The organism is Rathayibacter sp. VKM Ac-2856 (genome assembly GCF_013205055.1).
Lineage (GTDB): Bacteria > Actinomycetota > Actinomycetes > Actinomycetales > Microbacteriaceae > Rathayibacter.
Genome location: NZ_JABMLF010000003.1, coordinates 526,580 through 544,339 on the forward strand (window position 1 = coordinate 526,580; position 17,760 = coordinate 544,339).

Here is a 17,760-nt window from a genome sequence, read left to right on the forward strand (position 1 = left end):
CGACGGAGGAGGCTGGTAGGCATTCGGAGCGGCGGCCGCGCGGATCGCGGGCGGACGCGGAACGACGGCGGAACGGCGGGAGGTGGCGATCGTGGAGGCTCTGCTGCCCGACGACGCCCACGCCGAGGAGCCCGCCGACACCGCGCCCACCCACGCCGACGAGCCCGCCGACACCGCGCCCGCCGACGCCGACGACCCGCTGCTGCGCGCCTCCGATGCGACGCTCGCCGCGCGGGCCGTGGACGGCGACATCGCCGCGTTCGAGCAGCTGGCCCGGAGGCACGGGTCGCTGATGCGGGTCTACGCCGCGAAGCTGCTCGGCTCCGAGGCCGAGTCGGACGACGTGGTGCAGGAGGCGTTCCTCACCGGCTGGCGCCGCCTCGGCGATCTCGACAGCCCCGCGCACATCCGGAACTGGCTGATGCGGATCGTGTCGCACAAGGCGATCGACCGGATGCGCGTCCGCCGCCGACACGACGACATCGACGACTGGGACCCGCCCGCGCCCGCCGAGGACTCCCCCGAGCGGATCGTCGAGGCGCGGCTCCAGCTGGACGCCGTCTGGGAAGCACTGGACCGATTGCCTCCCGATCAGCGACGCTGTTGGCTGCTCCGCGAGACCGCCGGGTACAGCTACCAGGAGATCGCCGACGCCCTCGACCTCCCCGTCTCGACGGTCCGCGGCCTGCTCGCTCGAGCCCGCCGCTTCCTGCTCCACGAACTGGAGGCATGGCGATGATCGACGCTGACGACGCCGTGCCCGACGACGGCGTGCCCGAGAGCGCGGCACCGGTGGACCCGGTGCCGGAGAACGGCGTGCCCGAGAACGGCGTGCCCGACGACTCTGCGCCCGAGAACGACGCACCTGAGAACTCCGCGCCCGAGAACTCCGTGCCCGACGACGACCTCGACGGCCACACGCTGGAGGAGCTGAGCGAGTACCTCGACCGCGGGCGCACCCCGGTCGATCCCTCCATCGAGGGCTCGGCCGCGTGCCGCCTCGCGCTCGCGAACCTCACCCGCCTGACCGAGCTGTCGGCCGGCGCGCTGCGCCGCCGCGCCGACGAGGAGCCGGACCGAGACGAGGTCTGGATCGCCGGGCTGCTCGACGCGATCCGGTCCGAGGTGCGCTCCGGGCGCGACGTGCCGATCCGCCACCCCGACCCGACCCTGCGCCTCGCGCTGACCGAGGCGGCCGTGCGCGGGATGATCCGGCGCGCGGGCGACACGATGGGTGGCGTCATCATGGGCCGCTGCACCCTCGACGGCGAGGTCGCCACCCCGGGCGCGGTGATCCGGATCGACGTGACGTTCGCGCTCGAGTTCGGCATCCCCATCGCGACGGTCGCGGACCGCCTGCGCGAGCGGATCCGCTACGCCCTCGAGCGGCACACCGAGCTCGTCGTCGGCGCGATCGACGTCACCGTCGACGACGTGTACCCGAGCAGGGAGGACGGCGAATGACCGGCACCGACGACACCGCGCTGGACGACACGGCGCTGGACGACACCGTGCGCGACGACACCGCGCTGGACGAGACCGGACGCGACGACACCGCGCTCTCCCAGCGCCTGACCGCGGCGCTCCGCGAGGCCGAGGGCGTCACCGGCGTCTACCCGGCGCAGCCGATCCTCGAGGCGGCCGCCGAGGCGCTCGCCGCGAAGCTGGCGCTGCGCCAGCCGGACGTGCTCGTCGACGTCGACCGCTCGGACGGCTTCACCACCGTCAGCGCGCACATCGCGACCACCGCGGCGCTGCCCGCCCCCGAGATCCTGCGCGCGGTCGGCGAGGAGCTGCGGCGCCTGCTCGACGCCGAGCCGTCGGTCACCGGCCCGCTCGCCGTGAACGTGAAGGTCCGCCTGATCGAGGACTCGGGGCGCGCCGCGGAGTAGCGCGGTCCCTCGGGGCGGCCTCGTCCGGCGCGGAGGGCGCGCCCGGACGCGCACGCTTCAGCGGTGCCAGGCCGGCCAGCCGGGGTCGTGACCGGGCCAGACCTCGATGCCGGGCTCGGCCTCGAGGTCGGCCAGCCGCTCCACCGAGCGCTGGGCGGCCTCCGCGTCCCAGGGGCGGGCGGTCCAGCCGCAGGCGGCGCGCTCGTCGAGGTTCCGCCGCAGGTCGGCGGCGTCGCAGGCGAGCACGACCGAGCGGCCGTCGAGGTCGATCCGGAACGACTGGTGCCCCGGAGTGTGCCCGCGGGTGTCGAGCGCGGTGACGCCCGGCGCGAGCGCGGTGTCGCCGTCGAGGAGCAGCACGCGGACGTCGGCGTCGAGCAGGTCGGCCGGGACGACGGTCTCGCGGCGGCCGAGGCCCTCGCCGAGCCACTCCCACTCCCGGCGCTGCAGCGCGACCGGGGTGCCGGCGGGGACGAGGCGGAGGCCGCCGGTGTGGTCGAGGTGCAGGTGCGAGAGGGCGACGAGGGCGAGCGCGTCCCAGCGCAGGCCGGCCGCGGCGATCTGCTCGGCGAGCGCGTCGCCGGGCGGGACGACCGCGGTGTAGCTCTCGTAGTCGTAGTGCGCGGCGCGCTGGGCGGGGTCGCGCACGCGGTCGAGGTGGAAGCCGCCGTCGATCAGGACCCAGGAGTCGCCGAGGTCGATCGCGGCGCCGGTGACCGGCTCGAGCAGGAAGCGCGCCGGATCGCCGCCGCGGAGCGAGATCGACTCGGCGATCGGCTCGTGGCCCAGCACGAGCGGCACGAGGCGGACGGGGCGGCCCGCGGTGAGGGGGCCGGTCCAGTCATCAGCGATCATCGGGCCTCCTGGAGCGGGTGGGATTGGATCCAATATACTGCCGAATGAATCCACGAACGCTTCCCCCCGAGACGAACGAGACGAGGACCGCCATGTCCGGCGCCATCCCGATCAACATCCCCATCACCACCGAGATGCTCCACTGGGGTCGGCGGCCGACCTACGAGATGGTCGAGCGGATCGTCGACGGCTACCCCTCCGACGTCTCGCGCTGGCTGATCGGCGCGCACACCGGCACGCACGTCGACGCGCCCTCGCACTTCGTGCCGGGTGGTGCGACGGTCGACGAGGTCGCGCTCGAGAGCGTCGTCGGGCCGGTCCGAGTGCTCGATCTGCGGCACGTCGCGGAGGAGATCACGGACGAGGACCTCGTCGCGGCCGGCGCGGAGGGGGCGGTGCGGGTGCTCTTCCGCACGCGCAACTCGACCGACGCGCTGACCCGGGCGGTGAAGTCGGAGACCTGGGTCGGCCTCGCGCCGAGCGGCGCGCGCTGGCTGGTCGAGCACGGCGTGCTCTTCGCGGGCCTTGACTACATGACGATGGAGGCGCCGGCGCACACCGAGGAGTGGCCGACGCACGTCATCCTCTGCGGCGCCGGCGTCGTCATCCTCGAGAACGCGGACCTCGCGCAGGTCGAGCCGGGCGACTACCTGATGGTCTGCCAGCCGGTCGCCTTCGAGGGCCGCGAGGCCGCCCCGGCCCCGACGATCCTGCTCCCCCTGCCGTCCCCCCTCCCCGCATGACCCGCCCGCCGCGAGATGCCACTTGTGCACGCGACACGCCGAGGAGAGCGTGCACAAGTGGCATCTCGCGGTGGGGGGACGGGGTGGGGGCGCGGTCAGACTCCGGCGGGCTCGAGGACGCCCTGCTGCTCGCGATCGAGGTCGGTGCGGACGGAGCGCTCGCCCGCGAGCTCGCGGGGCGTGCGCGGAACGAGGAGACCGACGACGATGAAGGTGCCGAAGCCGATCGCGGCGGCGACGAGCGTGGCGTAGCCGTCGAAACCGGCTCCGACCAGGTCGTTCGGCAGGTAGAGGATGTCGTTCGGCACGCCGTAGAGCGTCGGCGTGAGCACCAGGAAGACCAGGCGGACGACCAGGCCCACGGCCGCGGCGGTGAGCGCGGCCGCGACTCCCGGGCGCTTCCAGAACACGCCGAGCAGGAACGGCGCGGCGAGGCAGGCGAGCATGATGTCGAAGGCGAGCGTCAGCAGGATGCCGGTCTGGCTGACCCGGATCGCGAGGAACGAGCCGAGGATCACGATCGGCACCATCGCGACGCGCGTCCAGCGCAGCAGCGGGTCGGGGCCGGCGCTGGAGACGCGGCGGACCGAGAGGACGTTGCGCACGACGATCGCCGAGGTGGCCAGGATCGCGCCGGAGGCCGTCGAGAACGACGCGGCGACGACTCCGGAGAGCACCAGGATCGCGATGATCGGCGGCGCGTAGTCGTCGAGCAGCGTGAAGAGCACCGGGCCGTCCGCGGCCGAGATGCCGAGGACGGCGGTGGCGCTGAGGGCGACGATCGCGAAGATCGAGCCGATCGCGGCGGTGCCGACGGCGGCGGCGTAGCAGGCGCGGCGGGCGACCTCGGGCGACTTGGCGCCGAAGATCCGCTGCATGAAGTCGATGGCGACCAGGTCGCCGATGCCGAGGGCGACCAGGGTGGCCCAGTTGACGGGCGCGCCCATCGCCGGGTCGGTGAGCTGCTCGAAGTCGAGCGGGCCCATGCCCTCCGGAATGACGATGCCGTAGGCGAGCGCGACCCAGACCAGCAGCGAGATCGCGGCGACGACGGTGATGACGGTCTGGATGGCCGCGGTGTACGCGTCCGAGAAGAGCCCTCCGGCGATCGTGTAGCTGAGCACGAGGGCGACCGAGAGGATGACGCCCCAGGCGTAGGGGATGCCGGCGAAGCGCTCGAGCAGGAAGCCGCAGGCGACCAGGTTGCCGGCCAGCAGGATCGTGAAGGAGAAGACCATGATCACGGAGGCGGCGACCTCGGTGGTGCGGTCGTAGCGCATGCGGAAGAAGTCGGCGAGCGTGAAGAGCTTCATCGCGTTCATCGGCTTGGCGAGGAAGAGGCCCGTGATCAGGAGGCAGATCGCCAGGCCGATCGCGAGGGAGGCGCCCGCCCAGAAGCCGAACTGCGAGGTGAGGTCGGTGTTGCCGACGGTGGCGTTCGAGTCGACCGCGGCGGCCGTGAGGCTGACGGCCACGAGCGGGATGCCCAGGCGGCGTCCGGCGACGAGGTAGTTGGCGCTGTCGCCGTCGATCTTGCGGGCGACCGCGATGCCGACCGCGAGGATCACCACGACGGTGATCCCCACTCCGAGGATGATCATGCGTGCTCCGAGCTGCTGAGTGGTGCGACGGGATGTTTCTATCGGTTGATAGACACGGATCCTGCCGCGCGCTCGGTCGCCGTTCTTTTCGGGCGTGGGTCGATCCTGTTAACTCCGGCGCGCGCCCCCCTCGCCGAGACCTCAGAAGTTGCGGTAGTCGACGCCGAGTACCGCAACTTCTGCAGGATGGGCAGGGGCGCGGGGCGGGCGGGAGACGCGGCGGGCGCGAGACGCGCGGGGTCAGCGCAGGTGGGCGAGCAGGGCGGGGCCCGCGGCGAGCGCCTCGGCGACGGCCGGGCGCGCAAGGTCGAGAACGCGCAGGGCGGCGAGGGCGACCGCCTCGGCGGAGGGGCCGGGCTCGTCGGGCTGCCGGCGACGGCGCTGGAGGATGACGTTCTCGACGAGGGCGAGCACGAGCGAGGCGCCGGTCGCCGGGTCGGCGGCGCCGCAGGCCGCGACGAGGGTGCGGTAGGCGGTCTCGAGCTCGGAGCGGCGATCGCGGAAGCGGGCGAAGCGCTCGTCGCCGAGCTCGGGCAGCAGGTAGAGCGCGCCGATGTTGTGCTCGCCGGCCGCGAGCAGGCGGACGTCGGAGACGCAGAGCGCCCAGAGGCGCGCGGCGGGCGACTCGTCGCGGGTGAGGAGCACCGCGGCGGCGTCGAGCGAGGGCTGCACCGTGCCGAGCAGCAGCTCGAGCAGCACCGCGTGCTTGCCGCCGAAGTGGTGGTAGAGCGAGGCCTGGCGGATGCCGGCGGCCGCCGCGATGGCGTGCGTGCTGGTGCCGCCGAAGCCCTCCGTGCAGAAGAGCGCCGCGCTCGCCGCGAGGATGTCGGCCCGCGTGCCGAGCCCGGTGAGCGACGCCCCGGAGGCGCGCGGCCGTCCGGGGGGTGCGCTGGCCATGCGCTCGACCGTAGCAGCGCGCCGGAGCGCCGCCGACTCCTCGAAAGTTGCGGTAGTGGCGCGCGACTACCGCAACTTTCGAGGAATGGGCGGGGAGTGCGGGGGCGGGTGGGCACGCGGGCGGGCGAGCGGACGGGCGCCGAAACACGATCGCAACGTCGGGGTCACAGGGGCGACACGGGGGCGCGGTTGACTTCCTGTCGGGTGATAGAAACCCCAGCAGCAGACGGAGCGGGCGCATCATGACCACATCAGGCACCTCGACCACGGCGGGCGCGCGCGAGCACGCCCGCGCCCAGGAGGCCGCGGCGGCGAGCACGCGGCCCGCGCCCCCGGACGGCGTGGCGCCCGAGGCGCTGCGCTGGTCCGAGCGGATCGAGGGCGGCGGCTACGGCCACCGCGTCCTCGCCCGCGGCACGCACCTCCGCCTCACCGATGCGACCGGCGACGCCTGCGTGTCGCTGCTCCTGCACAGCGCGCTCGAGCCGCACGAGCGGCTGAACGTGGCCGACACCGTGAAGGTGCAGTGGCAGGTCTACGCGGGCGCCGGCCAGCTGCTCCTGAGCGACCAGGGGCGGGTGCTCGCGAGCGTCGTCGCCGACGACTCGGGCCACCACGACACGATCTACGGGACGACGGCGCTGGCGCGGAACGTCGAGCGCTACGGCGACGGCTCGCCGCAGGGTCCGTCGCCGGCCGGGCGCGAGCTGCTGCTGCTCGGCGCGGCCAAGCACGGCCTCGGCCGGCGCGACCTGCCGCCGAGCGTCTCGTACTTCCAGGGCGTGCGGATCCGCGAGGACGGCAGCCCGGAGTGGCTCGGCAGCGCCGGCCCCGGCCGCTCGGTGACGCTGCGCCTGGAGATGCCGGCGATCGTCCTGCTGGCGAACACCGCGCATCCGCTGGACCCGCGACCCGAGTTCACGGTCGGCGCGGTCGACGTGCACGCCTGGGCGGGCGAGCCGGCGAGCGCCGACGAGCGCGACGCCACCCCGGAGGGCCGCCGCGCCTTCCTCCAGACGGACGAGTACCTGAGCGCGAGGGGCATCGCATGAGCACCACCGACAGCACGATCGACAGCACGACCGACACGAGCACCGGCACCCGCACCACCGGCACCACCACCGCCTACGGCACCGAGATCCACCGCGAGACGGTCGCCGCCCGCGCGCCGTGGTCGCGACTCCTGAAGCGCGGCGAGCACCTGACGATCGTCGACGTCGACGGCAACCAGGCCGTGGACTTCCTCGCCTACGACGCCGAGGACCGCACCGCCTACTCCGCCGCCGCGACCCTCCAGGCGCAGGCGACGGTGTACCTCGTCACGGGCTCGGTGCTCCGCGACGCCGAGCACCGCCCGCTGCTGAGCGTCGTGGCGACCGACGTCGAGCGCCACGACACCCTCGGCGGCGCCTGCTCGAAGGAGAGCAACGCCCTCCGCTACGGCTTCCACACCACGGCGCAGCACGCCTGCGCCGAGAACTTCGTCGCGGAGCTCTCGCGGCACGGGATGGGCAAGCGCGACCAGGTCTCGAACGTGAACTGGTTCATGAACGTGCCGGTCGACCCGGACGGCGCGCTCGGGATCGTCGACGGCATCTCCTCCCCCGGGCTCAGCGTCACGCTGCGCGCCGAGCGGGACACCCTCGTCGTCGTCTCGAACTGCCCGCAGATCAACAACCCGTGCAACGGCTTCGACCCGTCGCGGGCCGAGATGATCGTGCACGACGGCGTGACCGGCGGCACACACAGCACCGGCGGCGCCACCGGCGGGGCGGGCGCATGAGCTTCGACACCCTCCTCGTCGCCAACCGCGGCGAGATCGCCGTGCGCATCCTCCGCACCGCGAAGGCGATGGGCCTGCGCACCGTCGCCGTCTACTCCGACGCCGACCTCGGCGCCGCGCACGTCGCGCTCGCCGACGAGGCCGTGCGCCTCGGCCCGGCTCCCGCGGCGGACAGCTACCTGCGGATCGACCGGATCCTCGAGGCGGCCGCGCAGACCGGCGCCGGCGCGATCCACCCGGGCTACGGCTTCCTCAGCGAGAACGCCGAGTTCGCGCGCGCCTGCGCGGCGGCGGGCATCGTCTTCGTCGGCCCGACCCCCGAGCAGCTGGAGGTGTTCGGCGCCAAGCACACCGCGCGCGACGCCGCCGAGCGCGCGGGAGTGCCGCTGCTGGCGGGCACCGGACTGCTCGACGACGCCGACCACGCGGCCCGCGAGGCCGACCGGATCGGCTACCCCGTGATGCTCAAGGCGACCGCGGGCGGCGGCGGCATCGGCATGCGCGCCTGCCGCGACGAGACCGAGCTGCGCGCCGCCTGGCGCGAGGTGCGCCGCCTGGCCGAGGCGGGCTTCTCCTCCGCCGGCGTCTTCCTCGAGCGGCTCGTCGAGCGCGCCCGGCACGTCGAGGTGCAGGTCTTCGGCGACGGCGCGGGCCGCGTCGTCTCGCTCGGCGACCGGGACTGCTCGCTGCAGCGCCGCAACCAGAAGGTCGTCGAGGAGAGCCCCGCCCCCGATCTCCCGGACGCCGTGCGCGAGCGCATCGCGGAGGCGTCGCGCCTGCTCTGCGCCGAGGCCGGCTACCGCAGCGCCGGCACGGTCGAGTACATCTACGACCCGGTGCGGCAGGAGGCGGCGTTCCTCGAGGTGAACACCCGGCTCCAGGTCGAGCACCCGGTGACGGAGTCGCGCTACGGCATCGACCTGGTCGAGTGGATGCTGCGCCTCGCGCAGGGCGAGACGGCGTTCCTCGACGCGGTCCCGGAGCCGAGCGGCGCGGCCGTCGAGGCCCGCGTCTACGCGGAGAACCCGGACCTCGGCAATGCGCCCAGCTCGGGCACGATCACCGGGCTGTCCTTCCCGGACGACGTCCGCGTGGACGGCTGGATCCGCCCCGGCAGCGAGGTGTCCACCTCCTACGACCCGCTGCTGGCGAAGGTGATCGTCAGCGGCGGCACCCGCGAGGAGGCATGGGCCGCGCTCGGCCGGGCGCTCGCCGAGACGCGCGTGGACGGGATCGCGACCAACGTCGGCCTGCTGCGGGCGATCGCCGCGGAGCCGTCGGTGCTCGCCGCCGAGCACTCCACCGCGACCCTCGACGGGCTGCGCGACACGACTCCGCGGGTCGAGGTGCTGAAGGGCGGGATGCTCACCACGGTGCAGGACGCGACCGGCCGCCTGGGCTACTGGCCGGTCGGCGTGCCGCCGTCGGGGCCGATGGACGCGCTCTCGTTCCGCCTCGGCAACACCGCGCTCGGCAACCCCGAGAGCGCGCCCGGGCTCGAGATCACGATGACGGGGCCGACGCTCCGCTTCCACACGGCGACCCGCGTCGTGGTCACCGGGGCGCCCGCGCCCGTCCTGCTCGACGGCGCTCCGGTCGCGCAGTGGGAGCCGGTCGCGGTGCCGGCCGGCGGCGTGCTCGCGATCGGCACGGCCGAGAGCGGCATGCGGCTGTACCTGCTCGTCGAGGGCGGACTCGACATCCCGCTCGTGCTCGGCTCGGCCAGCACCTTCGACCTCGGCGCGATCGGCGGGCACGCCGGGCGGGCGCTCGCCCCGGGCGACGTGCTCGGGCTGCGCACCCCGGAGCAGCCGAACGCTGTGGCGCCGGTGCCGGTCGCCGAGCGCCCCGCGTTCGGGCACGCCTGGACGCTCGCCGCGCTCGAGGGCCCGCACGCCGCCCCGGAGTTCTTCACCGAGGACGACATGGCGGTCTTCTACGCCACCGACTGGGAGGTGCACTTCAACTCGGCGCGCACGGGCGTCCGCCTGGTCGGCCCGAAGCCGCACTGGGCCCGCGAGGACGGCGGCGAGGCGGGCCTGCACCCCTCCAACATCCACGACACCCCCTACGCCGTGGGCGCCGTCGACTACACCGGCGACCTGCCGATCCTGCTCGGTCCCGACGGGCCGAGCCTCGGCGGCTTCACCTGCCCGGCGAGCGTCGCCACGGGCCACCTCTGGCGACTCGGCCAGCTGCGACCCGGCGACACCGTGCGCTTCGTGCCGGTCTCCGCGGCGCAGGCCGCCGGGCTGCTCGACGCTCCGCTCGCGCAGCCCGAGGCCGGCCGCGCGGTCGTCGAGGACCAGGGCGTGCTGCACCGCCGGCCCGCGCACGGCGGCGACCCGTCGCTGGTGCTGCGGCGCAGCGGCGACGCGAACCTGCTCGTCGAGATCGGCGACATGAGCCTCGACCTCGCCTCGCGGATGCGCGTGCACGCGATCGCCGAGATGCTCGAGAAGGCCGCGCTGCCGGGCGTGATCGAGCTGACCCCGGGCATCCGCTCGCTGCAGGTCCACTTCGACCCGCGCACCACCTCGACCGACGCGGTCGCCGAGGCGGTGCTCGCGGCCGAGGCGCTGCTGCCCGCGACGGCCGACCTGCGCGTGCCGAGCCGCACCGTGCACCTGCCGCTGGCGTGGGACGACCCGTCGACGCGCGAGGCGATCCGCCGCTACATGGCGGGCGTCCGCGACGACGCGCCCTGGTGCCCGTGGAACATCGAGTTCATCCGCCGGATCAACGGCCTGGACAGCGTCGACGAGGTCTACCGCACGGTGTTCGAGGCCGAGTACCTGGTGCTCGGTCTCGGCGACGTCTACCTCGGCGCCCCGGTCGCGACTCCGCTCGACCCCCGGCACCGGCTGGTCACCACCAAGTACAACCCGGCGCGCACCTGGACCCCGCAGAACGCGGTCGGCATCGGCGGCGCCTACCTCTGCATCTACGGGATGGAGGGGCCGGGCGGCTACCAGTTCGTCGGCCGCACGGTGCCGATCTGGTCGACGCACCACCAGGCGGGGGCGTTCGAGGCGGGCGTGCCGTGGCTGCTGCGGTTCTTCGACCGCATCCGCTGGTACCCGGTCGAGCCGGAGGAGCTGCTCGAGCTGCGCTCGGAGATGGCCGCGGGGCGCCTGCCGCTGCGGATCGAGGAGGGCGAGTTCGGGCTCGCGGAGTACCAGGAGTTCCTCGCGGAGAACGCGGAGTCGATCGCGGACTTCCGCGCGGTGCAGGCGGGCGCCTTCGGTGCCGAGCGCGCCGCGTGGGAGGCCTCGGGCGAGTTCGACCGCGAGGAGGCGGTGCCGGCGCCGCCCGCGTCGTCCGCGGTGGAGATCCCGGCCGGCTGCGAGGGCGTCGAGGCGCCGTTCGTGGCGACGGTGTTCCGGATCGACGTGGCCGTCGGCGAGGAGGTCGCCGCGGGGCAGACGCTCCTCGCCCTCGAGGCGATGAAGATGGAGGCGCCCGTGACGGCCCCCGCGGCCGGCCGCGTGGTCGCCGTGGTCGCCGAGATCGGCGCGCACGTGGCCGCGGGCACGGTGCTCGTGGTGCTGGAGACGACGGCCGACTCGGCCGAGGAGGAGGAAGCGGCATGATCGAGGACCCCGCGGCGCACGTCGCCGAGCGCTACCGCAGGCTCGCCGCCCGGCCGGAGGCGTTCATCGCCCTGCGCCCCGAGGCCGAGGTGGCCGCCGAGCTCGCGGCCGTCGATCCGGCGCTCCCGCTCGCCGGGCTGCTGGTCGCGGTGAAGGGCAACATCGACGTCGCCGGGCTCGACACCACGGCGGCCTGCCCCGCCTTCGCCTACGCGCCGACCGAGGACGCGACCGTCGTCGCCCGCCTGCGCGCGGCCGGGGCGGTGGTGCTCGGCACGACCAATCTCGACCAGTTCGCGACCGGCCTCGTCGGCACCCGCTCCCCCTACGGCGCGGTGCGGCACGCGGTCGATCCCTCCCGGATATCGGGCGGCTCGTCCTCCGGATCCGCGGTCGCGGTGGCGCTCGGCGGCGCCGATCTCGCGCTCGGGACGGACACGGCGGGCTCGGGTCGCGTGCCGGCCGCGTTGCACGGGCTGGCGGGGCTGAAGCCGACGAAGGGCTGGGTCAGCGCCGCCGGTGTCGTGCCGGCCTGCCGGAGCCTGGACGTCGTGACCGTGATGGCGCAGGATCCGGCGATCGCCCGGCGCGCGCTCGACGTGATGGCGGGGCCGGACTCCCGCGACCCGCTCAGCCGCAGCGGATCCGCGGCACCGTTCGCGCCGACCGCGCGCATCGGCGTCCCGCGGCCCGGGCAGCTCGGCGAGCTGGCTCCCGGCTGGGCCGAGGCGTTCGACGCCGAGGTCGCGCGGTGGGCCGCGACGGGGGCGACGCTCGTGGAGCTCGACATCGAGGTGTTCCTCGAGACGGCGCGGATGCTCTACGACGGCGCGTTCGTGGCCGAGCGCTACGCCGCGGTCGGCGAGTTCGTCGACGCGCACCCGGACGAGGTGGATCCGGTGGTCGGCGGCATCGTCTCGCGCGCCCGGGACCTGCCCGCGTGGCGGCTCTTCCAGGACCAGGAGCGGCTCGACCGCGCCCGCGCCGCCTCGGACGCGGTGTTCGAGCGGATCGACGCGCTGCTGCTGCCGACGACGACCGAGCACCCGACGCTCGACGCGGTCGCCTCGGACCCGATCGGCGTCAACTCGCGGCTCGGGCGCTTCACGAACTTCGCCAACCTGCTCGACCTCGCGGCCGTCGCGTACCCCGCGGGAGTCGTCGACGGGCTGCCGTTCGGCGTGCAGCTGATCGGCCCCGCCTTCTCCGACCGTCAGCTCGCCGAACTCGTCTGGGGCCGCTCATGAGCACCGCATCCGTCAGCACCGCGTCCGGGAGCACCGTCCTCCTCGCCGTGGCCGGCGCGCACCTGCGCGACCAGCCGCTGCACCACCAGCTCGCCGACCGCGGCGCGGAGTTCGTGGCCGCGACGACCACGAGCGCCGACTACCGGCTGTTCGCCCTGTCGACCGTGCCGCCCAAGCCGGGCGTCGTGCGGGTCGCCGAGGGCGGCGCCGCGCTCGAGGTCGAGGTGTACCGGCTGACGGAGGCGGCCTTCGGCTCGTTCGTCGCCGCGCTCCCCCAGCCGATGGCGATCGGCTCGGTCACCCTCGCCGACGGCTCCCCCGTCAGCGGCTTCCTCGTCGAGCCGATCGCTCTCGCCGGCGCCGCCGACATCACCGCCCACGGCGGCTGGCGCGCGTACCTCGCCTCCTGACGCGCCCCCGCCCCCATGCTGGTCGAGTAGCGCGCAGCGCGTATCGAGACCCACGTCTGCACGACGGTGGATCTCGATACGCCCTCTTCGAGGGCTACTCGATCAGCATGGGCCCGCGCGCCCCTGCATGAGGACGGGCGCAACGCGCTCCATCCGTGGAAACGGGCGCCACGCGCTCCATCCCCGGGGACGGGCGCCACGCGCTCCATGCTGGTCGAGTAGCGCGCAGCGCGTATCGAGACCCACACTCTGCAGAACGGTGGATCTCGATGCGCCCGCTGCGCGGGCTGCTCGATCAGCAGGAGGGGGGCGCCCTCTGCGAGGCCGGGCCGGCGCGGCTAGATCGTGGGGAGGAGGATCTCGCGGACGAGGGCGTCGAGGCGGGCGTCGGCGTCGAGGAACTGGCGGAGGGTGCGGCGGGTGGCGCCGAAGGAGCCGAACTCGTCGACGGTCATGCCGTCCTCGAGGTAGGCGCGGCGGAACTCGGGGAGCTCGAGCAGCGCGGCGAGGATCTCGGCCGGGACGGGGACGTCGATGCGCGCCGGGTCCACCTCGATGCGGTTCTCGTGGATCAGCAGCTGCCACTCGAACGGCGGCGAGACGACGAGGTCGCCGCCCACCAGCTCGGACCACTGCAGGTGGTTGCGGAACGCCGCCGAGAGGATGCGCGAGCGGTAGCCCCGCTCCTGGAAGATCCGGTACGCCTCCTTGAGCGCGGCGACGCCGGCCCAGTCGAGGTGCCCGGGGTGCACGAGGCGGCGGTCGGCCGCGACCGACGCCTTGATCCAGTCGTCGAGCCGCCCGCCCATGATCGTGACGACGGAGCCGAACTCGTGGTCCGGCAGCCCCTCGGCCGCGCGGCGGTCGAAGCCGCGCTCGATCGCCTCGGCGACGGCGACCGCCTGCGCGACGGTGAACGAGACGGTCGCGTTGATGCTCACGCCCCGGTAGGTCGCCTCCTCGATGGCGCGGATGCCCGTCGCCGTCGCGGGGATCTTCACGATGATGTTCTCGGCCAGCTCCGAGAAGTGCACCGCCTGCGCGACCAGCGCGTCGGCGTCGCGGTGCAGCCGCGGGTCGGTCTGCACCGACAGGCGGCCGTCCCGCCCGCCGCTCGCGCGGAACGCGGGGAGCAGCAGCTCGGCCGCCTCGATCGACATCTGCTCGATGGCCAGCCAGCCGAGCTCGCTCTCGCCGGCGGTGGGGTGCGCCTCGGCCAGGGCGGCGATCCGCGGGCCCCAGACGTCGAGGTGCTTCTCGATCGTCGTCAGCGCGATGACCGGATTGCAGGTCGCCCCGACCGCGCCGAACGCGATGGAGCGGCGCAGCTCCTCGAGGTCGGCGGAGTCGTTCCAGAGGCTGGTCGCCGTCGCGGCGCCGGCCCGCAGCGGCTCGACTCCGGCGCTCGCTGCCTCAGCGGTCGGTGCGTCGGCGGTGACGGTGGCGCTCATGGTCTTCTCCAGGGGATCGGGCGCCTCGGCGCCGGTGGCGGATCTGACCATCGTAGACGATCAGTGTGCAAATGTCCTTACATACACCGGACTGGTCAGCCCAGCAGCGGCTTCTGCGCCGCGCGCTGGCGCGTGTACTCCTCGAACGCGCGCTGCGTGCTCGGCAGCTCCGACACTCTCGGCACCGGCACGTCCCACCAGCCCTCACCGCTCGGCGCGTACAGCAGCGGGTCGCTGGTGATGTGGATGAGCGTCGTGCGGTCGGCGGCCTTCGCGGTCGCCATCGCGGCCCGCAGGTCGTCGATCGCCGACTCCCCCGGCTCCACCTCGATGACGTCGACGCCGTAGCTGCGGGCGTTCGCCGCGAGATCGACGGGGAGCACGGTCTCGCCCTGGAAGCCGCGCGTCACGGGGTCGAGCGTGCGGTACTTGGTGCCGAAGCGGTCGGAGCCGACGGTCTCGGAGAGGTGCCCGATCGAGGCGTAGCCGTGGTTCTGGATCAGCACCACGATGATCTTCAGCCCCTCGGCCACCGCGGTCACCAGCTCGGTGTGCAGCATCAGGTACGAGCCGTCGCCGACCATCACGACGACGTCGCGGTCCGAGCCCGACGCCTCCGCGCCGCGCTTGACGCCCAGGCCGCCGGCGATCTCGTAGCCCATGCAGGAGAAGGCGTACTCCACGTGGTAGCCGAGGCTGTCGCGCACCCGCCACAGCTTGTGCAGGTCGCCGGGCAGCGAGCCGGCCGCCTGGACGACGACGTCCTCGGGGTCGGTCGAGGCCTGGACCGCGCCGATGATCTCGGCCTGGCCCGGCAGCGCGCGTCCGGAGGGCACGAAGGCCGCGTCGACGGCGGCGTCCCACTCCGCGCTCTCGCGCCGGATGCGCTCCGCGTACTCGTCGGAGACGTGGAAGCGGTCGAGCTGCTGGCGCAGCGCGAGCAGGGTCTCGCGGGCGTCGGCGACGACCGGCAGCTGGGTGCCGTGCTTGTACGCGTCGAAGGCGGCGATGTTGACGTTGACGAAGACGACGTCCTCGTTCTGGAAGACGGTGCGGCTCGCGGTGGTGAAGTCGCTGTAGCGCGTGCCGATGCCGATGACCACGTCGGCGTCGGCCGCGAGGCGGTTCGCCGCGGTGGAGCCGGTGGCGCCGATCCCGCCGAGGTACTGCGGGTGGTCCCAGGCGAGTGCTCCGCCGCCGGCCTGCGAGGTGGCGACCGGGACGCCGGTGGCTTCGGCGAGCGCGCGCAGCGCCTCCTCGGCTCCGGAGTAGATGACGCCGCCGCCGGCGACGACGATCGGGGCGCGGGCCGCGCGGATCGCGGCGACCGCGCGCTCGAGCGGTCCGCGCTCCGGGACCGGGCGGCGCAGGTGCCACTCGCGCTCCTGCAGGAAGGCGAGGGGGACGTCGACGACCTCCGCCTGGACGTCCTCGGGCAGCGCGATGGTGACCGCGCCGGTCTCGGCGGGGTCGGTGAGCACGCGCATCGCCGCGAGGGCGATCGAGTAGAGCTGCTCCGGGCGCTGGACGCGGTCGAAGAAGCGCGAGAGCGGCCGGAACGCGTCGTTCACGGTGATGCCGATGTCGTGCGGCAGCTCGAGCTGCTGCAGCACCGGGTCCGCGACGCGGGTGGCGAACGTGTCGCTCGGCAGCAGCAGGGCCGGGAGGCGGTTCGCGGTCGCGAGCGCGGCTCCGGTGAGCATGTTCGCGGCGCCCGGCCCGACGGAGGCGGCGCTCGCGTAGGTCGCGAGGCGCCGGTGCATCCGCGCGTAGCCGACGGCCTGGTGCACCATCGCCTGCTCGTTGCGCGCCTGGTGGTAGGGCATCAGCGAGGGATCGGCGGCGTTCGCCTGCGCGAGCGCCTGGCCGATGCCGGCGACGTTGCCGTGCCCGAAGATGCCGAACATCCCCGGGATCGTGCGCTCGCGGTGGTCGCCGTCCACGGTCCACTGCCGCGCGAGGAATTCGACGAGCGCCTGGCTCACGGTCATCCGCTGGGTCTTGTCGGCCATCAGTGCTGTCCTCCGGTGGTGCTGGTGTCGGTGCTCGTGTCGGTGCTGTCGGTCGTGTACGGCAGGCGGGGGTCGATCTCCTGGTCGTCCCAGGTGCTGCGGATCCACCCGTGCGCGGGGTGGTCGCTGATCAGCCACGCGCGCTCGTCGCCGGGGCCCGCCATCACGTTGAGGTAGTAGAGGTCGTAGCCCGGGGCGGCGACCGCGGGGCCGTGGTAGCCGAAGGGGACGAGGGCGACGTCGCCGGTGCGCACGGTCGCGTCGATCGCGATCTCGCCGGCGGGCGAGGCGGAGGTGCTGAACATCCCGAACGGATCCGCGTCCGCGGGCGCCCGGACGCCGCGGCTGACTGCGGACTCGAAGTAGTAGATCTCCTCGAGCTGCGACTCGTGGCCGGGGACGTCCTCGTCGTGCTTGTGCGCGGGGAAGCTCGACCAGTTCTCGGCCGGGGTGATGACCTCGCAGACGATGAAGCGGTCGGCGTCGAGCGCGCCCGGGGTGCCGAAGTTGTGCACCTGGCGGCTCGAGCGGCCGGCGCCGCGCAGCTCCACGGGGACCTCCGCGCGCGGGACGTGCCGGCTGGGGTGCTCGACGGAGGCGGGCGCCTCCGCGATCGCGACGCGCCCCTCCCCCGAGACGGTCGCCGAGGACGACGCCGAGAGGTAGAGGACGTCGCTCGGACCGTCGAAGACCGAGGCCCGACCCTCCAGCACGGTGGTCTCCGACGCGTCCGAGCCGCGGTGCCGGACCGTGAACGATCCGGACAGGGGGACGACGAGGCGCTCCAGACCGGCCGCGGGGAGCTCGACCTCGGCGCCGGCCTGCAGCTCGGCGACCCGGAGGCCGGTGTGCCGCCAGCCGGGCAGGCCGTCGTCGACGACGCTCTCCCAGCCGTCGCGGGCGAGGGCTCCCCGCGGGAACAGCCACTCGTTGTGCGTGGTCATCTCGGGCCTTCCGTCGTGGTGGGTGGGTCTCGATACGCCGCTGCGCGGCTACTCGACCAACATGGGTCGGGCTGCGGCGGTGATTCGTCCGGCACGGACGCGTGGGTCTCGATACGCCGCTGCGCGGCTGCTCGACCAGCATGGTTCGGGCTGCGGCGGCCGAGCGGTCGGCGGTGGGTGGGTCTCGATACGCCGCCTGCGGCGGCTACTCGACCAGCATGGAACGGCTGCGCCGGCAGGGGTCGCGGGGCGGCCCGCTCCATGCTGATCATGCGGGGCGCGCCGCCCCCGCCATGCTGATCGAGTAGGGCGCGCAGCGCCCGTATCGAGAT

15 protein-coding genes are annotated in these 17,760 nt (G+C 74.0%); 9 read left to right on the top strand and 6 right to left on the bottom strand.

Annotated features, from left to right (window positions below):
* The first annotated feature begins 91 nt into the window (after nucleotides 1-91).
* From HQQ82_RS12925 to HQQ82_RS12935, 3 genes are read left to right on the top strand one after another with little or no spacing between them, the layout of a single operon-like run.
* A complete protein-coding gene (locus tag HQQ82_RS12925) occupies nucleotides 92-739 on the top strand; it encodes an RNA polymerase sigma factor (protein ID WP_367947918.1) in 648 nt (215 codons plus the stop codon).
* Nucleotides 736-1,464 carry an Asp23/Gls24 family envelope stress response protein gene (locus tag HQQ82_RS12930; protein WP_173233789.1) on the top strand — a complete coding sequence of 243 codons (729 nt, stop codon included), beginning with the start codon at nucleotides 736-738 and terminating at the stop codon, nucleotides 1,462-1,464. Before HQQ82_RS12925 ends, HQQ82_RS12930 begins: the two co-directional genes overlap by 4 nt.
* Complete coding sequence (locus HQQ82_RS12935) at nucleotides 1,461-1,892, top strand: hypothetical protein (protein ID WP_173233791.1); 432 nt, start codon at nucleotides 1,461-1,463, stop codon at nucleotides 1,890-1,892. The genes HQQ82_RS12930 and HQQ82_RS12935 overlap by 4 nt, the downstream gene beginning before the upstream one ends.
* 57 nt (nucleotides 1,893-1,949) lie before the next feature.
* Here the strand turns inward: HQQ82_RS12935 and HQQ82_RS12940 are convergent, their stop codons facing one another.
* On the bottom strand, nucleotides 1,950-2,747 hold the full coding sequence (locus tag HQQ82_RS12940; protein ID WP_173233793.1) for an N-acyl homoserine lactonase family protein: 798 nt from the start codon (nucleotides 2,745-2,747) through the stop codon (nucleotides 1,950-1,952).
* A gap of 92 nt (nucleotides 2,748-2,839) precedes the next feature.
* Between HQQ82_RS12940 and HQQ82_RS12945 the strand changes: the two genes are divergently transcribed.
* Nucleotides 2,840-3,490 (top strand): cyclase family protein, encoded by a 651-nt coding sequence (locus HQQ82_RS12945; protein WP_173233795.1) that lies wholly within the window; start codon nucleotides 2,840-2,842, stop codon nucleotides 3,488-3,490.
* Between the two features lie 95 nt (nucleotides 3,491-3,585).
* Here the strand turns inward: HQQ82_RS12945 and HQQ82_RS12950 are convergent, their stop codons facing one another.
* Both HQQ82_RS12950 and HQQ82_RS12955 read right to left on the bottom strand, forming a co-directional pair.
* The gene (locus HQQ82_RS12950; RefSeq protein WP_173233796.1) at nucleotides 3,586-5,091 is read right to left on the bottom strand and encodes a sodium:solute symporter family protein; all 1,506 of its coding nucleotides are present in this window, start codon (nucleotides 5,089-5,091) and stop codon (nucleotides 3,586-3,588) included.
* A gap of 240 nt (nucleotides 5,092-5,331) precedes the next feature.
* Complete coding sequence (locus tag HQQ82_RS12955; RefSeq protein WP_173233798.1) at nucleotides 5,332-5,988, bottom strand: TetR/AcrR family transcriptional regulator; 657 nt, start codon at nucleotides 5,986-5,988, stop codon at nucleotides 5,332-5,334.
* Between the two features lie 242 nt (nucleotides 5,989-6,230).
* Between HQQ82_RS12955 and HQQ82_RS12960 the strand changes: the two genes are divergently transcribed.
* From HQQ82_RS12960 to HQQ82_RS19575, 5 genes are read left to right on the top strand one after another with little or no spacing between them, the layout of a single operon-like run.
* Complete coding sequence (locus tag HQQ82_RS12960) at nucleotides 6,231-7,040, top strand: urea amidolyase associated protein UAAP1 (protein ID WP_173233800.1); 810 nt, start codon at nucleotides 6,231-6,233, stop codon at nucleotides 7,038-7,040.
* Nucleotides 7,037-7,771 carry an urea amidolyase associated protein UAAP2 gene (locus HQQ82_RS12965; protein WP_173233802.1) on the top strand — a complete coding sequence of 245 codons (735 nt, stop codon included), beginning with the start codon at nucleotides 7,037-7,039 and terminating at the stop codon, nucleotides 7,769-7,771. Before HQQ82_RS12960 ends, HQQ82_RS12965 begins: the two co-directional genes overlap by 4 nt.
* Complete coding sequence (gene uca / locus HQQ82_RS12970) at nucleotides 7,768-11,364, top strand: urea carboxylase (protein ID WP_173233804.1); 3,597 nt, start codon at nucleotides 7,768-7,770, stop codon at nucleotides 11,362-11,364. The genes HQQ82_RS12965 and uca overlap by 4 nt, the downstream gene beginning before the upstream one ends.
* Nucleotides 11,361-12,611 (top strand): allophanate hydrolase, encoded by a 1,251-nt coding sequence (gene atzF / locus HQQ82_RS12975; RefSeq protein WP_216848540.1) that lies wholly within the window; start codon nucleotides 11,361-11,363, stop codon nucleotides 12,609-12,611. Before uca ends, atzF begins: the two co-directional genes overlap by 4 nt.
* Entirely contained in the window at nucleotides 12,608-13,021 is a 414-nt protein-coding gene (locus HQQ82_RS19575) for a hypothetical protein (protein WP_216848541.1), read from the top strand. The genes atzF and HQQ82_RS19575 overlap by 4 nt, the downstream gene beginning before the upstream one ends.
* A 338-nt stretch (nucleotides 13,022-13,359) precedes the next feature.
* Here the strand turns inward: HQQ82_RS19575 and HQQ82_RS12980 are convergent, their stop codons facing one another.
* The 3 genes from HQQ82_RS12980 to iolB form a co-directional block, all read right to left on the bottom strand.
* Nucleotides 13,360-14,472, bottom strand: coding sequence for a transaldolase family protein (locus HQQ82_RS12980; protein ID WP_173233805.1), 1,113 nt, complete (start codon nucleotides 14,470-14,472; stop codon nucleotides 13,360-13,362).
* Between the two features lie 95 nt (nucleotides 14,473-14,567).
* Nucleotides 14,568-16,484, bottom strand: a complete 1,917-nt coding sequence (gene iolD, locus HQQ82_RS12985; RefSeq protein ID WP_173233807.1) for a 3D-(3,5/4)-trihydroxycyclohexane-1,2-dione acylhydrolase (decyclizing) — start codon at nucleotides 16,482-16,484, stop codon at nucleotides 14,568-14,570.
* A complete protein-coding gene (gene iolB, locus HQQ82_RS12990; protein WP_173233809.1) occupies nucleotides 16,484-17,428 on the bottom strand; it encodes a 5-deoxy-glucuronate isomerase in 945 nt (314 codons plus the stop codon). The genes iolD and iolB overlap by 1 nt, the downstream gene beginning before the upstream one ends.
* Nucleotides 17,429-17,760: the final 332 nt, after the last annotated feature.